This window comes from Mesorhizobium sp. U510, assembly GCF_059180695.1.
Window position 1 is genome coordinate 1184891 of the sequence record NZ_CP180532.1, and the last position, 15113, is coordinate 1200003.

Annotated in this window: 15 protein-coding genes; 4 read left to right on the forward strand and 11 right to left on the reverse strand. The window is 64.0% G+C overall.

The features are described 5' to 3' along the window. Position 1 precedes the first annotated feature (1 nt). On the forward strand, positions 2-1048 hold the full coding sequence (locus ACLGL5_RS07800; RefSeq protein ID WP_019862512.1) for an NAD(P)-dependent alcohol dehydrogenase: 1047 nt from the start codon (positions 2-4) through the stop codon (positions 1046-1048). 2 nt (positions 1049-1050) lie between these two features. Then, entirely contained in the window at positions 1051-2136 is a 1086-nt protein-coding gene (locus ACLGL5_RS07805) for an ABC transporter ATP-binding protein (RefSeq protein WP_069090714.1), read from the forward strand. Between the two features lie 8 nt (positions 2137-2144). On the opposite strand, the gene ACLGL5_RS07810 is transcribed toward ACLGL5_RS07805, so the two are convergent. From ACLGL5_RS07810 to gcvA, 9 genes are all read right to left on the reverse strand, one after another. Then, positions 2145-3731 carry an FGGY-family carbohydrate kinase gene (locus ACLGL5_RS07810; protein ID WP_019862515.1) on the reverse strand — a complete coding sequence of 529 codons (1587 nt, stop codon included), beginning with the start codon at positions 3729-3731 and terminating at the stop codon, positions 2145-2147. After that, positions 3728-4411, reverse strand: a complete 684-nt coding sequence (locus ACLGL5_RS07815) for an HAD family hydrolase (RefSeq protein WP_069090715.1) — start codon at positions 4409-4411, stop codon at positions 3728-3730. The genes ACLGL5_RS07810 and ACLGL5_RS07815 overlap by 4 nt, the downstream gene beginning before the upstream one ends. A 15-nt stretch (positions 4412-4426) precedes the next feature. After that, on the reverse strand, positions 4427-5905 hold the full coding sequence (locus tag ACLGL5_RS07820; RefSeq protein WP_069090716.1) for a mannitol dehydrogenase family protein: 1479 nt from the start codon (positions 5903-5905) through the stop codon (positions 4427-4429). Between the two features lie 151 nt (positions 5906-6056). Beyond that, positions 6057-6827 (reverse strand): L-iditol 2-dehydrogenase, encoded by a 771-nt coding sequence (locus tag ACLGL5_RS07825; protein WP_038651300.1) that lies wholly within the window; start codon positions 6825-6827, stop codon positions 6057-6059. Next, positions 6824-7828, reverse strand: coding sequence for an ABC transporter ATP-binding protein (locus ACLGL5_RS07830; RefSeq protein WP_019862520.1), 1005 nt, complete (start codon positions 7826-7828; stop codon positions 6824-6826). Before ACLGL5_RS07830 ends, ACLGL5_RS07825 begins: the two co-directional genes overlap by 4 nt. A 62-nt stretch (positions 7829-7890) precedes the next feature. Next, positions 7891-8715: a carbohydrate ABC transporter permease gene (locus tag ACLGL5_RS07835; protein WP_019862521.1), complete on the reverse strand. Its 825-nt coding sequence runs from the start codon at positions 8713-8715 to the stop codon at positions 7891-7893. An 11-nt stretch (positions 8716-8726) separates the two neighbouring features. Then, positions 8727-9599 carry a carbohydrate ABC transporter permease gene (locus ACLGL5_RS07840; protein WP_027047618.1) on the reverse strand — a complete coding sequence of 291 codons (873 nt, stop codon included), beginning with the start codon at positions 9597-9599 and terminating at the stop codon, positions 8727-8729. Between the two features lie 123 nt (positions 9600-9722). Then, positions 9723-11033, reverse strand: coding sequence for an ABC transporter substrate-binding protein (locus tag ACLGL5_RS07845; protein WP_019862523.1), 1311 nt, complete (start codon positions 11031-11033; stop codon positions 9723-9725). Positions 11034-11236: 203 nt separating this feature from the next. Next, the gene (gene gcvA / locus ACLGL5_RS07850; RefSeq protein WP_064985233.1) at positions 11237-12142 is read right to left on the reverse strand and encodes a transcriptional regulator GcvA; all 906 of its coding nucleotides are present in this window, start codon (positions 12140-12142) and stop codon (positions 11237-11239) included. A 110-nt stretch (positions 12143-12252) separates the two neighbouring features. On the opposite strand from gcvA, the gene ACLGL5_RS07855 reads away from it, so the two are divergent. Beyond that, complete coding sequence (locus ACLGL5_RS07855; RefSeq protein ID WP_038653650.1) at positions 12253-12438, forward strand: hypothetical protein; 186 nt, start codon at positions 12253-12255, stop codon at positions 12436-12438. A gap of 64 nt (positions 12439-12502) precedes the next feature. Here the strand turns inward: ACLGL5_RS07855 and ACLGL5_RS07860 are convergent, their stop codons facing one another. Continuing rightward, positions 12503-13462 (reverse strand): sugar-binding transcriptional regulator, encoded by a 960-nt coding sequence (locus ACLGL5_RS07860; protein WP_010912814.1) that lies wholly within the window; start codon positions 13460-13462, stop codon positions 12503-12505. Positions 13463-13707: 245 nt separating this feature from the next. On the opposite strand from ACLGL5_RS07860, the gene ACLGL5_RS07865 reads away from it, so the two are divergent. Then, positions 13708-14340, forward strand: coding sequence for an HAD family hydrolase (locus tag ACLGL5_RS07865; RefSeq protein ID WP_038651309.1), 633 nt, complete (start codon positions 13708-13710; stop codon positions 14338-14340). On the opposite strand, the gene ACLGL5_RS07870 is transcribed toward ACLGL5_RS07865, so the two are convergent. Beyond that, a complete protein-coding gene (locus tag ACLGL5_RS07870) occupies positions 14337-15104 on the reverse strand; it encodes a class II aldolase and adducin N-terminal domain-containing protein (RefSeq protein ID WP_069090717.1) in 768 nt (255 codons plus the stop codon). The two genes, ACLGL5_RS07865 and ACLGL5_RS07870, sit on opposite strands and share 4 nt — an antisense overlap. Positions 15105-15113 lie beyond the last annotated feature (9 nt).

The following is a 15113-nucleotide window of genomic DNA, read 5'->3' on the forward strand; positions in this document are numbered from 1 at the left end:
GATGCGGGCACTGGTGCTTGAGAAAAAAGGCGAACTGTCGTTGCGCGAGATCGCGCTGCCGCTCGATGTCGGGCCGGACGACGTCAAGATCGCCATCCACACCGTAGGCGTCTGCGGCAGCGACGTGCACTATTACACCCATGGCGCCATCGGCAGCTATGTCGTGCGCGCGCCGATGGTGCTCGGCCACGAAGCCGCGGGAACGGTCGTCGAGACCGGCGCCAATGTCGAGACGTTCAAGGTCGGCGACCGCGTCTGCATGGAGCCGGGCGTGCCGAACTTGTCGTCGCGCGCGACAAAGCTCGGCATCTACAATGTCGATCCCGACGTCAGTTTCTGGGCGACGCCGCCGGTGCATGGCGTGCTCGCGCCCTATGCGGTGCATCCCGCCGCCTTCACCTACAAACTGCCGGACAACGTCTCTTTCGCCGAGGGCGCGATGGTCGAGCCCTTCGCCATCGGCATGCAGGCGGCAAGCCGTGCCCGCATCGTTCCGGGCGATGTCGCCGTCGTCGTCGGCTGCGGCCCGATCGGCATCATGATCGCGCTTGCCGCCCTGGCCGGCGGCTGTTCAAAGGTGCTGATCTCCGATTTTTCCGCGCCCAAGCTGAAGATCGCCGCGCAATATGCCGGCATCGTGCCGGTCAATATCGGCGAGCGCTCGCTGGCCGACGCGGTAGCCGCCGCGACCGACAATTGGGGTGCCGACATCGTCTTCGAAGCCAGCGGCAGCCCGAAGGCCTTCGCCGATCTGTTCGATGTCGTGCGGCCGGGCGGCGCGGTGGTGCTGGTCGGCCTGCCGGTGGAGCCGGTTGCCCTCAACGTGCCGGCGGCGATCTCGAAGGAGGTCCGCATCGAGACGGTGTTCCGCTACGCCAACATTTTCGACCGCGCCTTGCAACTGATCGCCTCCGGCAAGGTCGACCTCAAGCCGCTGATCACCGGCACCTATGATTTCTCAGACAGCATCGAGGCGTTCGAGCGCGCTGCCCAAGGCAATCCGGAAGACGTCAAGCTGCAGATCCTGCTCACCGGCGAGAAGGGCTGACCATGTCCGCGATCGTTTGCTCCCATGTCGACAAGGCCTATGGCGCCACCACTGTCATCCGCGACCTCAACCTCTCGATCGAGGAACACGAATTCGTCGTGTTCCTCGGCCCGTCCGGCTGCGGCAAGTCGACCTTGCTGCGCATGCTGGCGGGGCTGGAGGACATCAGCGGCGGCGAGGTCTCGATCGGCGGCAAGGTGGTCAACGATCTCGATCCGGGCGACCGCGGCATCGCCATGGTGTTCCAGAACTACGCGCTCTATCCGCATATGACGATCTTCGACAACATCGCCTTCGGGCTGCGGCGCCAGAAGGTGCCGGTGGCCGAGATCCGCAAGCGGGTCGACGCGGTGTCGAGGACGCTCGGGCTGGAGCCCTATCTCGGCCGCAAGCCGGCCGAGCTTTCCGGCGGCCAGCAGCAGCGCGTCGCCATTGCCCGTGCGATGATCAAGACGCCGAAAGTCTTCCTGTTCGACGAGCCGCTTTCCAATCTCGACGCCAAATTGCGCAACCATATGCGTGTCGAGATCGCGCGCCTGCACCAGTCGCTGAAGACCACCACCGTCTACGTCACCCATGACCAGCTGGAGGCGATGACGCTGGCCGATCGCATCGTGCTGCTGAAAGACGGTGTCATCGAGCAGATCGGCGCGCCGGCGGAAATCTATCTGCGGCCCGCCAACATGTTCGTGGCCGGCTTCATCGGCACGCCGAACATGAACTTCGTCGAGGTGACGGTCGGCCGCACAGGCAATGGCTGGACGTTGACCGGCGCGGGAACGGTGCTTTCGATCGAGGGCCGGGGTTTTCATCTGCAGCATGGCGACCGCGCCGTGCTGGGCATCCGGCCGCCGGACCTGAAGACGGCGAATGCCGGCGGCGCCGGCATATTGCAAGGCACGGCCGATCTCATCGAATTCCACGGCAATGACGCGCTGGTGACATTCGGCTCCGGCGGCAAGGAGATTAGCGCGCTGGTTCCGGCACGCGAATGCCCGGCGCTGAATGCCCCTGTCCGCTACACATTCGAGGAAGAGGCCATCCATTTGTTCGACGCGACATCAGGCGCGTCGCTGCGCAAGCAGTAGGCAAAAGCCTATCGGATGGCGTCGAGCGCCTGGCGCTGGCGGTGCATCTCCAGGAAAATCCGGTAGTCGCGGTCGAAGCGGGCGCCGGCTGCCGGGTTGGCGGCCCGCCTCTTGCCGCCTTGCTGCATGGCAAGGCAGGCGGCGTTGAGGTCGGGAAAAAGCCCGGCGGCGGTGGCGGCAACCATGCCGGTGCCGAGCAGCACCGCCTCGTCGGCCAGCGGCTCGACCACCGTGCAGCCGGTGGCGTCGGCGTAGAGCTCCATCAGCAGCGGGTTCTTGGTGTGGCCGCCGGTGACATGCAGCGTGTCGATCAGATAGCCATTCTCGTTCAGCGCCTCCAGCACATGGCGCACGCCGAGCGCGATGCCGACGGCGGTGCGCCAGTAGAGCTTGCAAAGACTGTCGAAAGAGGAATCCAGCGTCAGCCCGCTGACGACGCCGACGGCATGCGGGTCGGCGAGCGGCGAGCGGTTGCCGTGAAAATCCGGCAGCACATGCAGGCGCGCGGCGAGGTTGTCGCCCTCGGCGGCGCGCAGTTCGGCGACCCGCCTGGCGATCTTGGCGTGCATGGCGGCGTCCGGCTCGCCGCCGGCGCCGTGCCAGCGGATAATGTGGTCGAGCAGCGCGCCGGTGGCCGACTGGCCGCCTTCCGACAGCCACAGCTTCGGCAGCGCAGCACCATAGTAAGGGCCCCAGACCCCGGCGAAAGGCTGCGGATCGGGCGACATCGCCATGACGCAGCTCGACGTGCCGGCGATCAGCGCCAGATGCCGGCCGATATCCTGATCGTCGCCGGCAAAGCCGCCGAGCACGCCAAGCGCGCCGGCATAGGCGTCGATGACACCGGCGCCGACCCGGCAGTTTTCGCTCAGGCCGAGCTCCGCCGCCGCTTGCGCCGTCAGCGGACCAATGTCGGCGCCGACCGGACTGGCCCGCTCCGGCAGATTGCCGTGCTCGAAAAGGTCGTCAAGGCCGACAATCTCGAAGAAATCGCGCTGCCAGGCGCTTTCCTCATGCGCGAGATAGGTCCACTTCGCCGTCAGCGTACATTGCGAACGAGCCAGCGAGCCGCTCGCCTGCCAGGTCAGGAAATCGGCCAGGTCGAATAGATAGCCGGCTTCATTCCATGTCTTGGGCAGGTTGCGCTTCAGCCACATCAGCTTCGGCGTCGCCATCTCCGGCGACATGACGCCGCCAATATAGTTGAGCACCTCGTGGCTGCTCGCCGTGCATTCGTCGGCTTCGGCAATGGCGCGGTGGTCGAGCCAGACGATGGTATCCCAGCGCTTCTCGCCGGTGGTCGAAACGCTGAGCTGGTCGCCTTGCCGGTCGCGCACCACCAGCGAACAGGTCGCGTCGAACGAGATGCCGACAATGTCTTGCGCCGCGACGCCGGCTCTTTCGCGGGCGGCACGCACGGCGGCGCAGACCGCCGACCAGATGTCGCGCGAATCATGCTCGGCATGATCGGGCTTCGGCTGGTTCATGGCGATCGGCCGATCGGCACGGCCGAGCAAGATACCACGGGCGTCGAGAATGCCCGCGCGAGCGCTCCCGGTGCCGACATCGACCGCGCAAACAAACTGTTTCGTCAAGATGCTCTAACTCTCGCTCCCAGGCCTGCAATCAGATCGGGCAATTGCAGCATGTCAGCGAATATAAAGTCCGGTTCACTCGACGCAAGCCGCGCTTTCAGTGCGGGGTTGCCGGCATGAGCACCGCCGGTGAAGGCAAGGACGCGCATGCCGGCCGCGCGCGCCGCCGCGACGCCGGCCGGACTGTCCTCGATGACCAGGCATTTGCGCGGATGCGCCCGCATGCTGGCGGCGGCGTGCAGGAAAAGGTCGGGCGCCGGCTTTCCCTTGGCGACCATGGCTGCGCTGAACAGATGTGGCTCCATCAACCCGAGCAGACCGGTAACGTCGAGCGCATAGCGGATGCGCTCCAGCGTGCCCGAAGAGGCGACGCAGAACGGCAGGCCGAGCTTCGGCAACATCTCCCTGACCCCGGGGATGGGCTTGAGCTCCTCACGGAATTTTCGCATCAGGTCGACGCGCATGGCGGTCAGATGCTGATCGCTGATCTCCAGGCCGAAGTCGCGGGCAAGGATCTCGCGCACGCTTTTCATGCTCTTGCCGAGGAAATGCTCGTAGGCGGCGTCCTCACTGACAGTGCCGCCGGCACGTCCGATCATGCCGAGCAGTGCCGAGACGGAGAGCGCCTCGCTGTCGACCAGCACGCCATCGCAGTCGAAGATGACCAGTTCAGGCGTCATGATGGCTGGTAGCTCTCAGAGCTTGCCGGCGATGTAGCGTGTCAGCGTGGCGCGGGCGCCGTTGGCCCACAGCACGTTGAGGGCGTGGCCGAAGGCCCCGACGAACGCCGTGGCGCGGCCGACATCGCCATAGATGTCCTCCATGGCGAGCCAGGCGGCCGGCGCCTCCTTTGCCGCTTTTGCCGTCGCCTGCAGCCGGTCCCAGCTCGGGTCGTTGGGTTCGATGACGGCGCCGCTGTCTGATGTGCCGAAGCAATAGCGGCACCACAGCGCCGATTCCAGCGCCAGCCCGACAACACTCTTCCCGGCCTTCAGGCGGTCGGCGATGGTCGGGATGATGAATTTCGGCTGGCGGTTGGAGCCGTCGAGGCAGAGCCGGCGGATGGTGTCGCCGATCTTGGGATTGGAAAAGCGCTTCTCGATGAGCTGGTAATAGTCCTCCAGCACCGTGTCCGGCACCGGCGGCACCGTCGGGATGATCTCGTCGTGCTCGAGCTTGTCGAGAAAGCCGCGCACCAGCGGCTCCTGCATCGCCTCATGGACGAAATGAATGTCCATCAGCCCGGCCGGATAGGCGATCGTGGCGTGGCCGCCATTGAGAATGCGGATCTTCATCAATTCGTAGGGCGCGACGTCTTTGACGAATTGCACGCCGACCTTTTCCAGCGGCGGCCGGCCATCGGTAAAGCGGTCTTCCAGCACCCATTGCCGGAACGGTTCGCAGAACACTGGCCAAGCGTCCTCGACGCCGAAATCCTTGGCCAGGATGCCGCGCTCGCGGTCGGTGGTGGCCGGCGTGATGCGGTCCACCATGCCGTTTGGAAAGGCGACGTTGCTGCTGACCCAGTTGGCGAGATCCTCGTCGATCAGCCGCGCCAGACCAATGACGCCGTCCGAGGTGACGTGGCCATTGTGAGGGATGTTGTCGCAGGACATCACGGTAAACGGCACGGTGCCTTCGTCACGCCGGCGCAGCAGTCCTGCCAGGATGATGCCGAACACGGTTTTCGGTGTCGCGCCCGGCTGCGCGTCGGCGACGATATCCGGATGGGCCGGGTTGAAGACGCCCGACGCCGGGTCGATGAAATAGCCGCCTTCGGTGATGGTCAGCGAAACGATCTTGATCGCCGGATCGGCCAGCCGCTCGATGATGCCCGCCGCATCGCCGGGCATCAGGAAATCGATCATGGCGCCGGTGACGCGGGCGCTCATATGGCCCTCATCCTGCTCGACCACCGTGGTCAGCCAGTCCTGCTCTTCGAGCTTGCCGCGACCGATCTTCTCGCCCTCGAAGACGCCGGCGCCGACCAGCGCCCAGTCATGGCCGACACCTGAATTGAACAGATCGTCGAGATAGACCGCCTGGTGCGAGCGGTGGAAATTGCCGACGCCGAAATGCACGATGCCGGCCTTGAGCTTCGAGCGATCATATTTAGGAACGGCAACATTGCCGGGCAGGCTGGAGAGGTTTGAAGACGAGAGTTTCACGGTCATCTGTTTTACCCTTTGGCCGGGCTTCGGCCTCGTTACTCCGCCTCTCTCCGTCCTGTCGGGAAAGGGACGACACATGCCTTGCGAGGCCGATGCGGCCTGTAATGTGAGCCTGCGCTCCTCGCGGAGGGACGAGAAGCAGAGGCCGCCCCCCTCAACTCATCCACTGGCCGCCATCAACATTGTAGGTCTGGGCGACGATGTACTCGGCTTCATCGCTGGCCAGGAAGACGGCCATGCCGGCGAGGTCCTCCGGTTTGCCCATGCGGCCATAAGGCACCCCTTCGCCGACAAGCCGCTTCTTCTCGCCCTTCGGCCGGTTTTCGTATTTGGCGAACAGGGCATCGACCTGATCCCACATGTCGCTGTCCACGACCCCGGGCGCGATGCCGTTGACGTTGATGCGGTGCTTGATCAGGTCGAGCCCGGCCGACTGGGTCAGCGAAATGACGGCGGCCTTGGTCGCGCAATAGACGCCGACCAGCGGCTCGCCGCGCCGTCCGGCCTGGCTCGCCATATTGATGATCCTGCCGCCCTTGCCCCGCGCGATCATCGAGCGGGCCGCCGCCTGCAGCATGAACAGCGTGCCGGCGACATTGACGGAGAACAGTTTTTCATAGCTCGCCCGCGAAATCTCGACGATCGGCGCCAGATCGAACAGAGCGGCGTTGTTGATCAATATGTCGAGGCCGCCGGTCCTCGTTTCCACTGCCTTCACCGCGGCGTCGATGGAGGCCTGATCCGTGACATCGAGTTTGACCGCATAGGCCTTGTCGCCGATCTCTGCCGCCGTCTTTTGCGCGGCCTCGAGATTGATGTCGGCAATGGCAACGATAGCGCCCTCGCGCGCATAGGCTTCGGCGAAGGCCTTGCCGATGCCACGCGCCGATCCCGTGATCAGCGCCGATTTGCCTTTCAGCCTCACGTCGCCATCGCCTTGCCGTCGGGGCCGAAGCGATGGAGCTTGGCCTTGTCGGGCGTGAGATAGATGGTATCGCCATGATGCACGGCCAGTTCGCCGTCGGCACGCACCGTCAGCGGGCCGACGCCGTCGGCCTGGACATGCAGGAAGGTGTCGGAGCCCAGATGCTCGGCAACGCCGACCGTGGCCTTCCATTCGCCCGCCGTGGTCGAAATCTGCATATGCTCGGGGCGGATGCCGATGGTCTTGGCGCCATATTTGGCCGCCGGCGCGCCTTCCACCAAGTTCATCTTCGGCGAGCCGATGAAGCCGGCGACGAACAGATTGCGCGGCGTCTTGTAGAGCTCCATCGGCGAGCCGACCTGCTCGATATTGCCGGCGTTCAGCACCACAATCTTGTCGGCCATGGTCATGGCCTCGACCTGGTCATGGGTGACGTAGATCATGGTCGTCTTGAGCTGGTGGTGCAGCTCGCTGATCTCCAGCCGCATCGTGCCGCGAAGGGCTGCGTCGAGATTGGACAGCGGCTCGTCGAACAGGAAGGCCGAGGGCTGGCGCACGATGGCGCGGCCGATGGCGACGCGCTGGCGCTGGCCGCCGGAGAGCTGGCCTGGCCGCCGTTCGAGATAGTTGGTGAGGTTCAGGACGCGCGCCGCATCCTTCACCTTCCTGTCGATGGTCGCCTGGTCCTCGCCCGCCATCTTCAGCGGGAAGGCAATGTTCTTGGCCACCGTCATATGCGGGTAGAGCGCGTAGGACTGGAACACCATGGCGAGCTTGCGCTTGGCCGGTGCCTCGCCGGTGACGTCGCGGCCGTCGATGTTGATGGTGCCGCCGCTGGTGTCCTCCAGCCCGGCGATCAGCCGCAGCAGCGTGGACTTGCCGCAACCCGACGGGCCGACGAAGACGACGAACTCGCCATTCTCGATCACCAGGTCAATGCCTGGAATGATGACCGTCGACCCGAACGATTTGGAGACGTTCTTGAGCGTGATGTTTCCCATGGTTTCCTCCCCGAGGGGTTATTGTCCGACGTTCTTGAGCGTCACGTTAGGTCACGGCTTACTTACTTCACGGCGCCGAAGGTCAGGCCGCGCACCAGCTGCTTCTGGCTGAACCAGCCCATGATCAGTATCGGCGCGATCGCCAGCGTCGAGGCCGCCGAAAGCTTGGCCCAGAACAGGCCTTGCGGGCTGGAGAACGAACTGATGAAGGCGGTCAGCGGCGCTGCTTCCGTGGTGGTGAGCCGGATCGTCCAGAACGCCTCGTTCCAGGCCAGGATGATGTTCAAGAGCATGGTCGAGGCGATGCCGGGCACCGCCATCGGGGTCAGCACATAGATGATCTCGTTCCACAGCGAGGCGCCGTCCATGCGCGCCGCTTCCAGGATCTCGCCCGGGATCTCGCGGAAATAGGTGTAGAGCATCCACACCACGATCGGCAGGTTGATCAGCATCAGCATGACCATCAGGCCGATGCGGCTGTCGAGCAGGCCGGTGTCGCGGAAGATCAGGTAGATCGGGAACAGCACCGCGACCGCCGGCATCATCTTGGTGGATAGCATCCACATCAGAATGTCCTTGGTCCGCTTGGTCGGCGAGAACGCCATCGACCATGCCGCCGGAATGGCGACCAACAGGGCCAGGACGGTCGATCCGACCGAGAGCAGGACCGAATTGAAGAAGAACTTGAAATAGCCGCTCTGCGCCTGAACCTCGGTATAGCTCTCGAAAGTTCCCGACGGGATCAGCGCGAAGCCCTGGATCGCCTCCTGTTCCGACTTGAACGAGGTGATGATCGTGTAGAGGATCGGGAAGAAGATCAGCAGGGCGACGATCCAGGCCGCAACCGTCGCGATCGTCTTGTGCTGGGTGGTGACTGCACGGGCCATCTTGTCCTCCCTTACTTGTCGAGGTTCTTGCCGACCGCGCGCATGGCGAAGAAGGCGACGATGTTGGCGAGAATGACGGCGATCACACCGCCCGCGGATGCCTGGCCGATTTTGAACTCCAGCAGCGCCTTCTGGTAGACGAGGAAGGGCAGGTTGGTGGAGGCGTAGCCGGGGCCGCCATTGGTGGTGACGAGGATCTCGGCATAGACCGAGAGCAGGAAGATCGTCTGGATGAGGATGACGACGGTGATGGCGCGCGACATGTGCGGCAGCGTCAGATAGATGAAGCGGCTGATGAAGCCGGCGCCGTCCATTTCGGCGGCTTCCTTCTGCTCGCCGTCAAGCGACTGCAGCGCGGTCAACAGGATCAGCGTCGCGAAAGGCAGCCACTGCCAGGCGACGATGATGATGATCGCCGTCATCGGATGTTGCCCGAACCAGTCGATCGGTTGCGCCCCGAAGAAGCGCGCTATGTCGGCGAATACCCCGTATTGCGGGTGCATGATCATGTTCTTCCAGACAAGCGCGGCCACCGGCGGCATGACGAAGAACGGCGAGATGACGAGGATGCGCACGATGCCTTGTCCCCACATCGGCTGGTCGATCAACAGCGCCAGCAGGATGCCGCCGATCACCGTGATCAGCAGCACGCTGATCACCAGGATCAAGGTGTTGAGGATCGACTGCAGGAAGGCCGGATTGGAATAGAACAGCGCGTAATTGGAGAAGCCGACGAACCCGTCGCGGATCGGGTTGAGCGGATTGTACTGCTGGAAGGAGAACCAGATGGTGATGACCAGCGGCACGATCATCCAGACGAACAGCAGCACGACGGATGGTGCCATCATGAAACGGGCAAGCGAACGGGTCTGCTGAGTAGCCATGACGGTCACCCTTCAATGGTCAGACTGAATTTTCAGAGGCGTTGAAGGCGGCCGCCCGAGCTGGGAACTCGGGCGGCCGTTGCCGGTCGAGGAGGCAACCGGCATTCGGCACCGGGAGGAGCCTTACTTGATATACCCGCCTTCGGTCATCGCCGCGGTGGCGGCGTCCTGGGCCTGCTTCAGCGCATCGTCGACGCTCGACTGGCCGGCAAGAGCCGCCGAGAAGAGCTGGCCGACCGTGGTGCCAAGCCCCTGGAATTCAGGGATGGCGACGAACTGGACGCCGACATAGGGCACCGGCTTGACGGTCGGATGCGTCGGGTCGGCGGCGTTGATGGAGTCCAGCGTCATCTTGGCGAACGGAGCCGCCTTCTGGTACTCGGCATTGGCGTAGAGCGAGGAGCGCGTGCCCGGAGGGACGTTGGCCCAGCCTTCCTTGGAAGCGACGAGTTCGGCGTAGTGCTTGCTGGTCGCCCATGAGACGAATTTCTCGGCCGCGTCAGCCTTCTTGGTGCCGGCCGGAATGGCCAATGACCACGCCCACAGCCAGTTGCCGCGCTTGCCGAGGCCATTGTCGGGCGCCAGCGCATAACCGACCTTGTCGGCGACCTGGGATGCCTTGGGATCGGAGACGAAGGACGCCGCGACGGTGGCGTCGATCCACATGCCGCACTTGCCCTGCTGGAACAGCGCCAGGTTCTCGTTGAAGCCGTTGGAAGAGGCGCCTTCGGGGCCATCGGCCTTCATCAGGTCGACATAGAACTGCAAGGTCTTCTTCCACTCGGGCTGGTCGAATTGCGGCTTCCAGTTCTCGTCGAACCAGCGGGCGCCGAAGGAGTTCGACATGGCGGTCAGGAAGGCCATGTTCTCGCCCCAGCCGGCCTTGCCGCGCAGGCACACGCCGTTCACGCCATTGGCGCGGTCGGTCATCTTGTCGGCGGCCTGCTTGATGAAATCCCAGGTCGGCGCGTCGGGCATCTTCAGTCCGGCTTTCTCCATCAGGTCCTTGCGGTACATGACGAAGGAGCTTTCGCCGTAGAAGGGCGCGGCATAGAGCTTGCCGTCGACCGAAAGACCGCCGGCGATGGCCGGGATGATGTCCTTGGCGTCATAGTCGTCGCCGAGCTTGTCGAGCGGCAGCAGCCAGCTCTGCTTGGCCCAGATCGGAACCTCGTAGGTGCCGATGGTCATCACGTCATACTGGCCGCCCTTGGTGGCGATGTCGGTGGTGACGCGCTCGCGCAGCACGTTCTCTTCAAGCGTGACCCAGTTGAGCTGGATGTCGGGGTTGGCCTTGGTGAAGTCGTCGGTCAGCTTCTGCATGCGGACCATATCGCCATTGTTGACCGTGGCGATGGTGATGGATTCGGCATGTGCGGCAAAGGCGAGAGCGCTGGCCGACAACAAGCCCAGGGTGAGCGTACGCAGTTTCATCAAATTCCTCCCATGAACCAAGATGAGCATTTGCCTTGGCTGTGAGCAATTACTCACTTGCCGTGAATTATGTCAAGCCGGATTCGATGCTGCAGCGCAGCACCGGACCTGCCGATGGACGGACAAAGAGAGGCTTGTCCGCCCCTGATATCAGGCGGCGGGACTGGAAGGGCCGGAGGATTGAATCGGGAGAAAAGCGGCTGTCAGCAGGCGATCTCGGCCAGCAGCCAGTCGCGGAAGGCGCGGATCTTCGGCACGTTGCGGCGTGCTTCGGGATAGACCAGCCAATAGGCGTGGCCGTCATCGCCGACCAGGTCGAAAGGCTGGATCAGGCGGCCGTCGGCAAGTTCCGCCTTGAACAGCGCCCGGGTCAGGATCGCCACGCCATGGCCCGCGATAGCCGCATTGGCCTCATAGGCCTGCGCGCCCATGCTGCTGCCGGGCCGCTTGGCAAGATCATGCGCATGCACGCCGGCCGTCTCGAACCATTGCGTCCACCAGACATCGCCCGGATCGAGGATCGGCAGCCGCAAGAGGTCGGCCGGCTCCTTGACGCCGCCAATGCTGGCCGCGAGCTTCGGGCTCAGCATCGGCGTGAAATCGGCGTCGAGCAGCTTGTGGGCCTCCAGACCCGGCCATTTGCCGCTGCCCGAGCGGATGGCGAGATCGACATCCTCGCGGGCGAAATCCGTCAGACGGCTCGATGTTTCGAGCCGCACGGCAAGTGCTGGATGAGCCATCTGGAACGAACCCAGATGATGAGCCAGCCAGTTCGAGGCGAAGGTCAGCACGGTGGTGACGCACAGCAGCCCGTCCGCGCCACCGCGCGCGGCGGCATAGGCCTGGCTAAGAATGGCAAAGGCCTCGCTGACCGCCGGCGCCAGCCTTTGGCCGGCTTCGGTCAGCTCGATTTGCCGCGGCCGCCGCAGGAACAGCGGTGCGCCGACGCGCTCTTCCAGCACCTTGATCTGATAGCTGACGGCGGCCTGTGTCATCGCGAGTTCCACGGCGGCCTTGGTGAAGGAAAGATGCCGCGCCACCGCTTCGAACACCCGGATCGCCTGCAGCGGTGGCAGTTGCGAAACCTGCGGTGAGCTCAGATCCGGCATAAAGGCTCCTTATGGGTCCTTATTGACGTTCGATTGGCAAAGCTGGCCAGCAAGACCGACATTCACTGTCAACCCGTCATCCGGGTCCAGAATAGCGAAGGTTGACGATCATGACCATGGCGCAACAAAAATGCACTCCCGCTCCCGATCACCGCTGGATTTCGTGGCTTGCGGACGGATTCGGCTGGTTCGCGAGCAAAAGAAAGGCCCGTCTCGACATCAGGGACCTGTCGCCCCATCTGCAGCGCGACCTCGGTTTCCTCGATGGCAACGACCCTTTCGGCCGGCACAAATAGACTTGCTGGTTTTATCGCCAGGCAGCCGCCGCGACCGTATCCGGCAGGCGCTGCCGCGTCCCGGTCAGATGCTGGCCAGCAAAGCGGTCGCCGTCCGTTCGTCGGTGATGAGACCATTGACCAGCCGGCGGTTCACGGCCGCCAGGATGCCCGGCAGCTTGCGCTCGCCCATGGCCAGCGCAATGACCAGCGACTTCTCGCGCGACGGCAGCGATGCCGACGACACCCGGTCGTTGGTGATGCCCTCGATCATGCGGCCTTCCCGGTCGAACACCCAGCCGACGATCTCGGCGATGCCGCCAGCCTTCTGCAGGGCCTTCAACTCGCTTTCGGAAATGAAGCCGTCCTCGTAGAGCGGCGCCTTCGGACCGAGATCGCCAATGCCGATGAAGGTGACGTCGGCTTCCGCCGCAAGCGCCAGCGTTGGCTGGATCATCGGCTGGTTGAGCAGCATCTCGCGCTCCTGCGGCGAGGAGGCGATGACCGGCAGCGGCATCGGGAAGGAGCGCGCCTTGACCCGGTCGGCCATGGTGAAGATGACGTTGTAGAAGGCGGCCGAGCCGTCCGGCGAAATGTTGCCGGTCAAGGACACCACCTTGTGCTGCGGGCATTCCATCGGCGGCAGTTGCTCGATCGCCGCCTTCAGCGTGCGTCCGGTGCCGATGCCCATGACGATCGGCGTCGGCGACCGCAGCCGCCGCTCGATCTCGGCGGCCGCCGCTTCGGCGATGCCGATGGTGGTGGAGGATGAATTCGGATCACTTGGCACCACTTCGACCAGGTCGAGTGCGAAACGCGATTTCAGCCGGGCGGCGAGGTCAAGGCAGTTGGCGATCGGATGATCGACACGGACCTTGATCAGGCCTTCCGACACCGCCAGCGACACCAGCCGCTGCGCCGTCTGCCGCGAAATGCCGAGCGTGGCGGCGATCTGGTCCTGTGTGTTACCGGCGACATAATAGAGCCATCCGGCGCGCGCCGCGTCGTCCAGCCTGTTGCTGCCGCCATCCTGCCGGGTATTCACGTCCTGCCTCCGCAAACCGCTGCTCACAGGAGCGGTCCGCTCCCAGTTTCGCAGGGAACGGCCTCCTGCGCAATTGTCAATCTCAAGGGCAATTGTTTGGCCACGCACGGCAGGGATTTTCCCGCTGACACGATCGCGACGCGCAAAGCAGGGCGGCTTCGCTTCCGGCGGCAGTCACCTTCTGTGATCGCGATGGTTTATCTCCCGGCGCAAACCCTTTAAGGGGATCGCAAAAGGAGCGCTGCATGACACCGAAGGCGGTTTTCTGGGACATGGACGGCACGCTGGTCGATAGCGAGCCGCTGCACGAGGCAGCCCTTGTGGCGGCAATGCGCAATGCAGGCCTCAAGCCGCCCGCCGACCTTCATGAGCGCGTGCTCGGTGTCGCCGCCTGGCCGGTCTACGAAATGATGCGCGACGAGTTCGGCCTCGATCTTCCCTTCGACGACTGGATCATGCGCAAATACGAGCACTATCTGCCGCTGGTGGAGGGGCTGAAACCGCGTCCTGGCGCTATAGAAGTCTTCAATGAATTGCGCGCGCTTGGCGTGCAGCAAGCGGTGGTATCGAATTCGGACCGGATGATCGTCGACGCCAATCTGCGCATGGTCGGTCTGTTTTATCCAGGCATGAAAACGATCAGCCGCAACGATGTGCGTGATGGCAAGCCGCACGCCGAACCTTTCCTGCGCGCCGCGTACCTGGCCGAAGTCGATCCCGCGCACGCGGTCGCGGTCGACGACAGCTGGCCGGGCGCCATGGCGGGTCTGGCGGCGGGGATGAAGACGATCTTCTGGCCGGAAAAGCCGATGGAAGGACCGCCCGGCGCCATCGTCATCAACAGCGCCGAGGAATTACGGGCTCAGCTCGGGCTCTAATTCCTGTAGACCGGCTCTTCCTCGTCGAGGATCGCCTTCAACTCGGCGAGATGGCGCTCGGCCTGGCCGGGATAGTCGTCCATTTCGCTGGCCGCCTTCTCGGCGATCGCATCGGACAGCGTGCGCAGAGGCCGGCCGGTCCACAGCGCCTTGATATAGGTCTCGGCGGCGCGCTCGAAATAGAACATGCGGTTGAAGGCATCGGCGACCGTATCGCCGATCACCAGCACGCCGTGATTGCCCATCACCATGACCTTGACCTTGGGGTCGGTGAGAAGCTGCGAGCAGCGCTCGCCCTCTTCCTCGAAGGCCAGCCCGCCATAATGCGCGTCGACGACATGGCGGTTGAAGAACATCGCCGAATTCTGGTCGATCGGCGGTAATGTCGAATCGGCGAGCGACGCCAGCACCGTGGCATGGATGGAATGCACATGCATGACGCAGCGCGCATGGGGCACGTTGCGGTGGATGGCGCCGTGCAGGCCCCAGGCCGTCGGGTCGGGCGCGTTGGGGCCGGAGAGCGTGTTGGGATCGTTGGCGTCGATCATCAACATGTCGCTGGCCTTGATGCGCGAGAAATGCACCTGGTTGGGGTTCATCAGGAACTGCGTGCCGTCATCATTGACCGCCAGCGAGAAATGGTTGGCCACCGCCTCGTGCATGTTGAGCCGCGCCGTCCAGCGAAAGGCACAGGCGAGATCGACGCGCTCTTCGTAGAAGGGCAGGTTGGTCAGCGGTTCCTTCTGCAGGCGGGCGATGCTCATGGAAAAATC

Coding starts and splice junctions, on each gene's coding strand:
- ACLGL5_RS07870 (WP_069090717.1), bottom strand. CDS start 15,104: ATGAGCATCGCCCGCCTGCAGAAGGAACCGCTGACCAACCTGCCCTTC.
- ACLGL5_RS07820 (WP_069090716.1), bottom strand. CDS start 5,905: ATGACCGTGAAACTCTCGTCTTCAAACCTCTCCAGCCTGCCCGGCAAT.
- ACLGL5_RS07800 (WP_019862512.1), top strand. CDS start 2: ATGCGGGCACTGGTGCTTGAGAAAAAAGGCGAACTGTCGTTGCGCGAG.
- ACLGL5_RS07865 (WP_038651309.1), top strand. CDS start 13,708: ATGACACCGAAGGCGGTTTTCTGGGACATGGACGGCACGCTGGTCGAT.
- gcvA (WP_064985233.1), bottom strand. CDS start 12,142: ATGCCGGATCTGAGCTCACCGCAGGTTTCGCAACTGCCACCGCTGCAG.
- ACLGL5_RS07815 (WP_069090715.1), bottom strand. CDS start 4,411: ATGACGCCTGAACTGGTCATCTTCGACTGCGATGGCGTGCTGGTCGAC.
- ACLGL5_RS07840 (WP_027047618.1), bottom strand. CDS start 9,599: ATGGCTACTCAGCAGACCCGTTCGCTTGCCCGTTTCATGATGGCACCA.
- ACLGL5_RS07830 (WP_019862520.1), bottom strand. CDS start 7,828: ATGGGAAACATCACGCTCAAGAACGTCTCCAAATCGTTCGGGTCGACG.
- ACLGL5_RS07845 (WP_019862523.1), bottom strand. CDS start 11,033: ATGAAACTGCGTACGCTCACCCTGGGCTTGTTGTCGGCCAGCGCTCTC.
- ACLGL5_RS07805 (WP_069090714.1), top strand. CDS start 1,051: ATGTCCGCGATCGTTTGCTCCCATGTCGACAAGGCCTATGGCGCCACC.
- ACLGL5_RS07855 (WP_038653650.1), top strand. CDS start 12,253: ATGACCATGGCGCAACAAAAATGCACTCCCGCTCCCGATCACCGCTGG.
- ACLGL5_RS07835 (WP_019862521.1), bottom strand. CDS start 8,715: ATGGCCCGTGCAGTCACCACCCAGCACAAGACGATCGCGACGGTTGCG.